The organism is Streptomyces sp. HSW2009 (assembly GCF_040240285.1).
GTDB lineage: Bacteria > Actinomycetota > Actinomycetes > Streptomycetales > Streptomycetaceae > Streptomyces.
On record NZ_JBEHZD010000365.1, the window covers coordinates 1 to 8,432 of the forward strand.

Genomic DNA, 8,432 nt, shown 5'->3' on the forward strand with positions numbered 1-8,432 from the left:
GCGGGTCGCGGGGAATGGTATCCGTCGAGTGTGGGGCCGGTATTCCTACTGGTTCTCGGCGAACGGGGGACCCGCCCCCCCCCCCCCCCGGGGGGGGGGGCGCCGCGACGCTGTGGGGCGCGATCGCGGTGGCCGTCGCCGCGGCCGTGGCCGGTGCCGTCGTCGTCTACCTGGTCGGGAACGACGACGGTGACGACGGCCGGCCCGGCACCAGCCAGAGCGACGGGCCGGGCCCGGCCAAGCCCACCAAGGGCGGTCCGGGGAAGCAGACCCCGCGGATCAAGCCGTCGCCGGTGCCGGCCGGCTACCACCTGGTGCGCGAGGAGGACTTGGGCGTCGCCTTCCCGGTGCCCGACGGCTGGACCCGTAAGGCGGGCACCGGCGTACAGGTCGACTACGTGGACCCGACCGGCAAGGTCGGCATCAAGATCAACGTGCTGGACTTCGCCGCCGACGACCACCTCAAGCACTTCGAGGAGGTCGAGTCGCAGTGGCAGGAGCGCGAGCCCTCGCTCAAGCGGCTGCGCATGCAGCGCACGACCTTCCGCGGCGCCGAGGCCGCCATCTGGGAGTTCTCCTTCGAGGGCGCGGCCAGGACGTTCCGCGGCATCGACCTCGGCTTCGGCGAGGAGGGCAAGGAGGAGTACGCGATCTACGTCTCGGGGCCGAGCGACAACTGGTCGGAGTACCGGCCCATATTCGACGTGATCAAGGACAGCTTCCACACGGCGGACGACCTCAAGCAGACCGGGGGCGCAGCGGGCTAGCCCCGGGTGGGCCCGGTCGGCGGACCGGCCGGCCGGCGCAGGCGCCCCGCGTGCGGTACGGCGCCGTCAGCGCCGCCCCACCACCCGACCGCCGGCCGTTCGGGCGGGCGGCCCGGGCTTCCCCGCGCCGGGCCCGCAGCGGCCTGTGCAACCCAGCCCCGCGGCGGCGGGACTTCGCCGGGCGTCCCCACGCCGGGCGTCCAGCACCGCCATCTCGTACCGGCCCCACCCGGACCCCGCGGCCGACGGAGGGGACCGGCCCGAGCCGATGCCCGGCGCACGGCCGGGTTCCGCCTGCTCGCCGCGTACGACGATGCCCGCTGACGGGGGCCTGGCGCCCGGGCCCGGGGGCCACCCGGCCCCGGGGCGGGGCCCCCCCCCCCCCCCCCACCCCGCCCCGCGGGCCCCCCCCCCGCCCCCGCCGCGGGGCGGCCGGGGCCGCCCCGGGGGGGGGGGGGCGGGCGGCCGGGGCCCCCCGGGGCCCCCGGGCCGGTGCCCGCCCCGCCTACCCCACCCGTACCGCGATGCCCGCCGCGCGCATGTCGTCCACGGCGCGCTGCGAACGTTCCAGGGCGCCCTCCACCTGGGGCTTGTAGAGGCGGTCGGCGGTGATGCTGATCTGGAACCGGTGGGTGGCGATCCCGTTCGTGGCCAGGTCGATGAGGCGTTCCGCGCAGCCGTCGGCCTTGTCCACCTTCGTACTGGTGCCCTGCCGGTGGGAGCACGGGCTCGCCGTGAGGTTGCTGATGACGAGCTGGTGCGTGGTGAGGCCGGTGGCGGGGTCCGTCTGGCCGGCGGCCAGGGCGCTCGTGGTGGCCGCGCTGCCCCCGCCCACGAACAGCAGGGCGCTCTCCAACTCGTCGATGAGTTGGTCCTCGGCGTGGTCGCTGCGGGACTGTGCGGTCGTCTGGCTGCTGAAGGTGCCGATGGCCGTGCCGCCCAGCGCCGCGTCCAGAGTGACGCTGAACCCGGGGTGGGCGGTGACCTGGTCGCCCGGCTCGAAGTGGGTGCGCTGGACGGTGGGCTGCTCGGGGTGGTGCAGCATCCGCAGGACCGCGTCGTTGCCGACCGCGCCCTGGAGCGCGAGCAGGCCCCGCCCGCCGGCGGGCCGTTGCTCGACCGCCGGCCGGGGCGCGCCGGGCCGGCCCGCCTCCTCACGCCGGTCGCCCGGCACGGTCCTGCGGTGGGTGCGCACGGGCCCCAGCCCCCTCCGTCGAACTGCCGCCGGCTCCCTGTCTACCGCCGGTGGCCGGGGCGCGGCAGGCGCGCGGGGGACACGGTGGGGGCAGCGCCGTTGTCCCGCAGGGGCCGCGCCCGGCTCCGGAGGGCAAACCCCGGCGCACCCGCCCGGCACCGCTCGCCCGCCCGGCGCGCAGCCCGCCGCAGCGGCCGGCTCACGGCGGCCGACTCACGGCGGCCACGTCACAGCGCCCGCCGTCCCCCTGACCAGCCCCGAGACGGGCATCAGGGACAGCCCTGATGCCCGCGCCGGGCCCGGCATGTGACGATCGGGGGCATGACCGCCGCAGCGCCCCCCGCCGAACCGCCCCTGCGCAAGCTCTACCGCAGTGCGGAAGGCCGGATGCTCGGCGGCGTCGCCCGGGGGCTCGCCGGGCACCTCGGGCTGCCGGTCTCCTGGGTGCGGATCGTCTTCGCGGCGATGCTGCTCGCCGAGGGCTTCGGCGTGCTGCTGTACGCCCTGTTCTGGTTCGTCGTACCGCTGGGCGTCGGCGGCGTCGAGGCCCCCAGGCCCGCCCCGGTCACCGGCCCCGACGGCAAGCGCAGGCTGCTGGCCAGGCGGCCCGAGAAGGGGCAGATCTTCGCCCTGATCACGGTGGTGGCCGGCATGGCCATCTTCGTCAGCAGCTTCGAACTCGGCCGGGCCAACGCGTACGTGTGGCCGCTGCTGTTGATCGGCGCGGGCGTCGCGCTGGTGTGGCGGCAGGCGGACAACGCGCGGCGGTCCCAGTGGGTGCAACTCAGCCGCAGCAAGCGGGTGCTGCCGCTGGCCCGCGGCGCGGCCGGCGTCGTGCTGGTGTGCGCGGGGGCCACCGGCATCGCGGTGATGCAGGGTTCGGCCCGGCACCTGGGCGCCGTGCTCCAGGCGGCGCTCGCGGTGGTGGTCGGCATCGCGCTGCTGGCCGGCCCGTACCTGGTGCGGATGGCCCAGGACCTGTCCGAAGAGCGGCTGATGCGCATCCGCGCCCAGGAGCGGGCCGAAGTCGCCGCCCACGTCCACGACTCGGTGCTGCACACGCTCACCCTGATCCAGCGCAACGCCGAGGACTCCCGCGAGGTCACCCGTCTCGCCCGGGCCCAGGAGCGCGAACTGCGCGCCTGGCTCAACCGGCCCGAGGGCCGCGGCAAGGACGAGGCCGACGAGCCGGCCACCCTCGCCGACGCGGTCAAACGCGCGGCGGCCGAGGTGGAGGACTACCACGGGGTGCCGGTCGAGGTGGTCTGCGTCGGCGACTGCCCGCTGGACGAACGCCTGGTGGCACAGATGCAGGCGGCGCGCGAAGCGATGGTCAACGCGGCCAAGTACGGTGGCCAGGGCGGCGCCGTGCAGGTCTTCGCCGAGGTGGAGGGGCGTACGGTCTTCGTATCGGTACGGGACCGCGGCCCCGGCTTCGACCTGGACGCGGTGCCCGACGACCGGATGGGCGTCCGCGAGTCGATCATCGGCAGGATGCAGCGCAACGGCGGCACGGCACGGCTGCGCTCCGCGCCGGACGGGGGCACCGAAGTGGAACTCGAAATGGAGAGGGTCGCGACATGACCGAAGGCGTGACGGGCACCGGCGGCAGTGGCGGCATCGGCGGCACGGGTGGCGCGAGCGAGGGGGAGCGGCACGTACGGGTCGTCCTCGTCGACGACCACCGGATGTTCCGCACCGGCGTGCAGGCCGAGATCGGGGCGACCGACCGCACCGGCGTGGAAGTGGTGGGCGAGGCCGCCGACGTGGACCAGGCCGTCTCGGTCATCGCGGCCACCCGCCCCGAGGTGGTGCTGCTGGACGTGCACCTGCCCGGCGGCGGTGGCGTGGAGGTGCTGCGCCGCAGCACGGCGCTGATGAGCGACGCGACGAACCCGGTGCGGTTCCTGGCGCTCTCGGTCTCCGACGCGGCCGAGGACGTCATCGGCGTCATCCGCGGCGGCGCCCGCGGCTACGTCACCAAGACCATCACCGGCGCCGACCTGGTGGACGCGGTCTTCCGGGTACGGGACGGGGACGCGGTGTTCTCGCCCCGCCTCGCCGGCTTCGTGCTCGACGCCTTCGCCTCCACCGACGCGCCGCCGATCGACGAGGACCTGGACCGGCTGACCCAGCGCGAGCGCGAGGTGCTGCGGCTGATCGCGCGCGGCTACGCGTACAAGGAGATCGCCAAGCAACTCTTCATCTCGGTGAAGACGGTCGAGTCCCACGTCTCGGCGGTGCTCCGCAAGCTCCAACTCTCCAACCGCCACGAACTCACGCGCTGGGCGACGGCTCGCCGGCTGGTCTGAGCGGCGGCGGGCTGGGTGGCCGCTCGGTCGTACGGTGCCGTCTGGCTGTCCGGTAGCGGAGGTTGTACGGCCGCTGGCCCGCGGCTGGGCGGGCTGCCGGCACGGCCAGCGGGTCCCGGGTGCGTACGCACGCGATGGGGTGTGTCGAAGGCGGTAGCCGACGCCCAGCACCGGCCTCGCGCGCGTACACGTACACGTACACGTACACGTACACGTACACGTACACGTACGGGAGACGTATCAGACCGGCCCTGGGGTTACCTCTTGCACCAACCCCGCGCGCGTACGCACGCGGGGTTGGTGCTCCCGGCGCCCGTCTCAGGGGCGGTAGACCGTACCGGGCTCGGGCACGGCCGGCGCCATGAGCTGGGGGACCGTGACGAAGGTGAACCCGCGCTTGTGCAGCGCGTCGATGATGCCGGGGACGGCCGGGACGGTGCCGTCGTAGATGTCGTGCAGCAGGATGATCCCGTCCCGGTCGGACTGGTCGAGCACCCGCTTGGTGATCAGCTTCGAGTCGGTCGTGGAGTAGTCCTTGGCGGTGACGCTCCACAGGATCTGGGAGAGCCCGAGTTCCTTGCTGACCTTGGAGACGTCCTTGTTGGTCCGGCCCTGCGGCGGGCGCATCAGGGTCGGCTTCTGCCCGGTGATCTCGGCTATCGCGTCCTGGGTGAGCGACAGTTCCTTGCGCGCCTGCTCCGGCTTGAGATCGGTCAACCGGGGGTGCGACCAGGTGTGGTTGGCCACCTCGTGGCCCTCCTGCGCGATCCGGCGCACCAGGTCGGGGTGCTTCTTCACGTGGTTCTTGCCGAGCAGGAAGAACGTCGCGGGGACCTTCTTCGCCTTCAGCGTGTCCAGCAGCTTCCCGGTGTCCTTGCCGGGGCCCGCGTCGAAGGTCAGCGCGATGCACTTGGCCTTCGCGCAGTCCACCGAGCCCAGCTTGCCCTTGGCGTCGTCGCCGGCGCTCGACCGCGCGGAGGCGGGCGAGGTCGCGTCGTCCTGCTCGGACGAACAGCCGCTCAGCGCCAGCGACAGGGCGAGCACCCCGGCCGCCGCCACCGCCGTACCGGACGCCCCGAGCCGCCGCCGGGAGCGCCGTCCTCCCGCGCCGTCGGGCGCTGCGGCCGTGCTGGCCGCGGTGGCCGGGGCGGCGGGCGCGGCCGGGGCGGATTCCGCGGCGGCGGGCGTGCCGGATATGACAGGTTCAGAGCGCATGCGGAGAACTGTATAAGTCAGGTATACACAATGTTCATACCGCCCCCTCCTGCCGTTATCCGGCCGCGACCTGTGGCCCGCCGGGGCCCGGGCGCCCGGGGCTGCTCCGGGTCGGGAGCGTGCGGCGGCTGCCGTGCTGGAGGTGGGTGGCGGTGCCGGGGCGGGGCGCGGAGAAGGCGCCGGGCCGTGTGCGTGGGGCCCGGGGCGTGCGGGCGTGGTGCGGGCGCCGCAGGGGTGCGGCGGGGGCGCGGGCCCGAAGTGTTGTGGGCCAGGATTGTCAGTGGCCTCGCTTAGCGTGCCGGCATGGACTCCCTGACCCGCGGCCGGTTGAGTCACGACCGCTATTGCGAAGAGATCGTCGTCCAGACCGGCCTGTTGCGGGCCGCCATCACCGAGGCCGACATGACGGCCCCGGTGCCCTCCTGCCCCGGCTGGAACGTGGGCCAACTGCTCCGGCACCTCGGCGGCGGCCAGCGCTGGGCGGAGGAGCTGGTGCGCACCCGGGCCGCGGCGCCGCCGCCCGACGACCACTTCCGCGACCTGACTCCGTACGGGAACGAGGACGCCGCCGAGCTCGACGGCTGGCTGGCCGAGTGCGCGGGCGGGCTCGCGGACGCGCTGCGCGAGGCGGGCCCCGACGCCGCGGGGTGGACGCCCGTCCCGGGCCGGACCGCGGCGTTCTTCGCCCGGCGGTTCGCGCACGAGACGGTGATCCACCGGGCCGACGCGGAGCTGGCCATCGGCGCCGCGTACGCGCTCGACCCGGAGGTCGGCCGGGACGCGCTGGAGGAGTGGCTTGAGCTCGGTTCGCTGCCGATGATGCTCGATGTCCACCCCGCCCAGCGCGAGTTGCTCGGCCCGGGCCGCACCCTGCGCCTGCATGCCACGGATCTGCCGGCCACGGGCCCGTTTGCGTCGGATCTGCCGGCCACGGACTCGGCGGTCACGGGCCTGCCGGCCACCGCCGGGGCCGGCCGCGACTGGCTGGTGGACCTCACCGGCGGGGCGATCACCTGGCGCCGCTCGGCCGAGCCCGCGGCCGTCACCCTGCACGCCCCGCTGACCGACCTGCTGCTGATCGTCTACCGCCGCCGCCCACCCGCCCCGGGCCCCGAGGTCCGGATCACCGGCGACACCGCCCTGCTCGACTTCTGGCTGGACCGCGTCAGCTTCGGCTAGGGCGCCGGAGCGGGGGAGGGGAGGATCAGGATGCGTGGGACGGTCGCCATCGGGCACGCCGTGCGCCGCGTGTGGCCCATGCGCCGTGTGTGCTCCGTGCGTCCGGCGCCCCGCGCGCGAGGGCGGAGGCGGGAGCGAGGCCGCCCGGGCCCCGTGCCGTGGCTACGCCGGGTCTGCCACCCAGCTCCCGTGGAACCCCAGCGGCACCCGTACGGGGAGTTGGACGCGGGCCAGCGGCGCGGCCGTGAAGTCCTGGGCGGCCAGGATGACCAGGTCCGTCGCGCCCCGGTCGGGGTCGTGGGCGTACGCGAGCACGTAGCCGTCGTCCTCCCGCCGGCCGTGCCCAGGGCCGCGCCCGTGACCTGCCGCACCAGGCCGGGGGCCCGCGCCGGGGGCCGGCTCCCGCGGTACGAACACCGGCTCGCTGACCGCCGCGCCGCGCGGGAAGCGGTGCACCTCGCTGGTGCCGCGCAGCAGGTCCTGCTTGATCAGGGTGTTGGTGAAGGCGTGGTCGGGCGGGGTGTCGCCGAGCCCGCCGTAGGCCCGCCACATGTCAGCGGCGAAGGCCGTGTACGCGTACCGGTGGGGCCGCGTCACCAGGTCCTCGCGCAGCCGCGGGAACTCCTGCGGCCGGTCGTCCAACTGCCGCTCCACCGCCCGCCCGTGCCGCAGGTCGATCGTCCAGCGGTGCAGCGTCGGCGGCCCCGCGGCGGCCGGGCCGCCCCTGCCGTTCCCCGCGGCGTAGAACGGCGCGGGCATCGACGTGACGTCCACCACGATCCGGTCGCCGTCGTCGTACGCGTTGAGCGTGTGCGAGAAGTAGAAGGGCTCCACCGGGAACCAGCGGACCTTGCCGCCCTCGCGCGGCAGCACCCCGATCCGGGTCGGGTGCCGCCGATTCCAGGTGTACGGCACCGACTCGCCGCGCGCCGCGGCCTCCGCGTCGAAGGTCACCGGCACGTCGAAGAGCACCACGTGCCGCTCGGTCAGCGCGAAGTCGTGCATCATCGGGCTGTCAGCCACCGGCACGTCCGTGGACCTGGCCACCCGGCCCGCCCCGTCCACCACCAGATGCCGGACGAAACCCCAGGTCACGTCGTACGCCACGGCGTGCAGCTCATCGGCCCACGCGTCGTACTTGGTGTGCGCGGTGAAGGCGCCGCGCAGCGAGCCCCCGAAGTCGTACGGGCCGACCGTACGCAACTCCTCGTCCAGCTCGTACGGCAGCGGCCCGCTCTCCTGGAGCGCGAGCACCTTGCCCTGGAAGCCGATGACGTGCGTGTTGGCCGCGAAGTCGGCGGCCGGTTCCGGCCACGGGTAGGGCTCGCCCAGCTTCTGCGCCACCGACCGGGCGCGCACCCACCGGTTGCGGTACCACTCGGCCCGCCCGGCCCGCAGCCGCACGCCGTGCACCATGCCCTCGCCCTGCATCCAGTGGTGCGCCGTCGGGTCTTCGAGCCCGAGCACGTTCGGCCCGTTGCGCAGGTAGCGGCCGTCCAACTCGCGCGGGATGCGCCCGACGACCGGCAGGTCGTGGGCGGTGACCTCCTCCGTCACCGGTGCGTACGCGCCTTCGAGGAAGGGCCGGCGGCCCCGCCCCGCGCTCCCCGCGGGCCGCACGCCCGTCCCCGCGCCCCGCCGGGCCCCGGGCGCGGCACTGGCCGAAGCCGCCCCCCCCCCCCCCCCCCCCCCCCCCCCCCCCGCCCCCCCCCCCCCCCCCCCCCCCCCGGCCCCCGGGGGGGGGCGCGCGGCCCGCGCAGCCCC

General features: G+C 75.3%; 7 protein-coding genes. 4 read left to right on the top strand and 3 right to left on the bottom strand.

Annotation, left to right across the window (positions count from 1 at the left end; all coding sequences use genetic code 11):
• Positions 1-14 precede the first annotated feature (14 nt).
• Entirely contained in the window at positions 15-767 is a 753-nt protein-coding gene (locus AAHZ94_RS23480) for a serine/threonine kinase C-terminal domain-containing protein (RefSeq protein WP_349994972.1), read from the top strand.
• 505 nt (positions 768-1,272) lie between these two features.
• Here AAHZ94_RS23480 and AAHZ94_RS23485 read toward each other — a convergent pair.
• Positions 1,273-1,962, bottom strand: coding sequence for a hypothetical protein (locus tag AAHZ94_RS23485; RefSeq protein ID WP_349994973.1), 690 nt, complete (start codon positions 1,960-1,962; stop codon positions 1,273-1,275).
• A 321-nt stretch (positions 1,963-2,283) separates the two neighbouring features.
• Between AAHZ94_RS23485 and AAHZ94_RS23490 the strand changes: the two genes are divergently transcribed.
• Both AAHZ94_RS23490 and AAHZ94_RS23495 read left to right on the top strand, forming a co-directional pair.
• A complete protein-coding gene (locus AAHZ94_RS23490; protein WP_349994974.1) occupies positions 2,284-3,546 on the top strand; it encodes a PspC domain-containing protein in 1,263 nt (420 codons plus the stop codon).
• Positions 3,543-4,274: a LuxR C-terminal-related transcriptional regulator gene (locus AAHZ94_RS23495; RefSeq protein WP_349994975.1), complete on the top strand. Its 732-nt coding sequence runs from the start codon at positions 3,543-3,545 to the stop codon at positions 4,272-4,274. Before AAHZ94_RS23490 ends, AAHZ94_RS23495 begins: the two co-directional genes overlap by 4 nt.
• A gap of 318 nt (positions 4,275-4,592) precedes the next feature.
• On the opposite strand, the gene AAHZ94_RS23500 is transcribed toward AAHZ94_RS23495, so the two are convergent.
• Entirely contained in the window at positions 4,593-5,489 is an 897-nt protein-coding gene (locus AAHZ94_RS23500; RefSeq protein WP_349994976.1) for a polysaccharide deacetylase family protein, read from the bottom strand.
• Between the two features lie 303 nt (positions 5,490-5,792).
• Between AAHZ94_RS23500 and AAHZ94_RS23505 the strand changes: the two genes are divergently transcribed.
• Complete coding sequence (locus AAHZ94_RS23505; protein WP_349994977.1) at positions 5,793-6,668, top strand: maleylpyruvate isomerase family mycothiol-dependent enzyme; 876 nt, start codon at positions 5,793-5,795, stop codon at positions 6,666-6,668.
• A gap of 162 nt (positions 6,669-6,830) precedes the next feature.
• On the opposite strand, the gene AAHZ94_RS23510 is transcribed toward AAHZ94_RS23505, so the two are convergent.
• Positions 6,831-8,288, bottom strand: coding sequence for a carotenoid oxygenase family protein (locus AAHZ94_RS23510; protein WP_349994979.1), 1,458 nt, complete (start codon positions 8,286-8,288; stop codon positions 6,831-6,833).
• Positions 8,289-8,432 lie beyond the last annotated feature (144 nt).

Bases quoted from the DNA above. Each gene is read 5' to 3' on its own strand.
- AAHZ94_RS23500 (WP_349994976.1), bottom strand. From the start codon at position 5,489: ATGCGCTCTGAACCTGTCATATCCGGCACGCCCGCCGCCGCGGAATCC.
- AAHZ94_RS23505 (WP_349994977.1), top strand. From the start codon at position 5,793: ATGGACTCCCTGACCCGCGGCCGGTTGAGTCACGACCGCTATTGCGAA.
- AAHZ94_RS23495 (WP_349994975.1), top strand. From the start codon at position 3,543: ATGACCGAAGGCGTGACGGGCACCGGCGGCAGTGGCGGCATCGGCGGC.
- AAHZ94_RS23490 (WP_349994974.1), top strand. From the start codon at position 2,284: ATGACCGCCGCAGCGCCCCCCGCCGAACCGCCCCTGCGCAAGCTCTAC.
- AAHZ94_RS23480 (WP_349994972.1), top strand. From the start codon at position 15: ATGGTATCCGTCGAGTGTGGGGCCGGTATTCCTACTGGTTCTCGGCGA.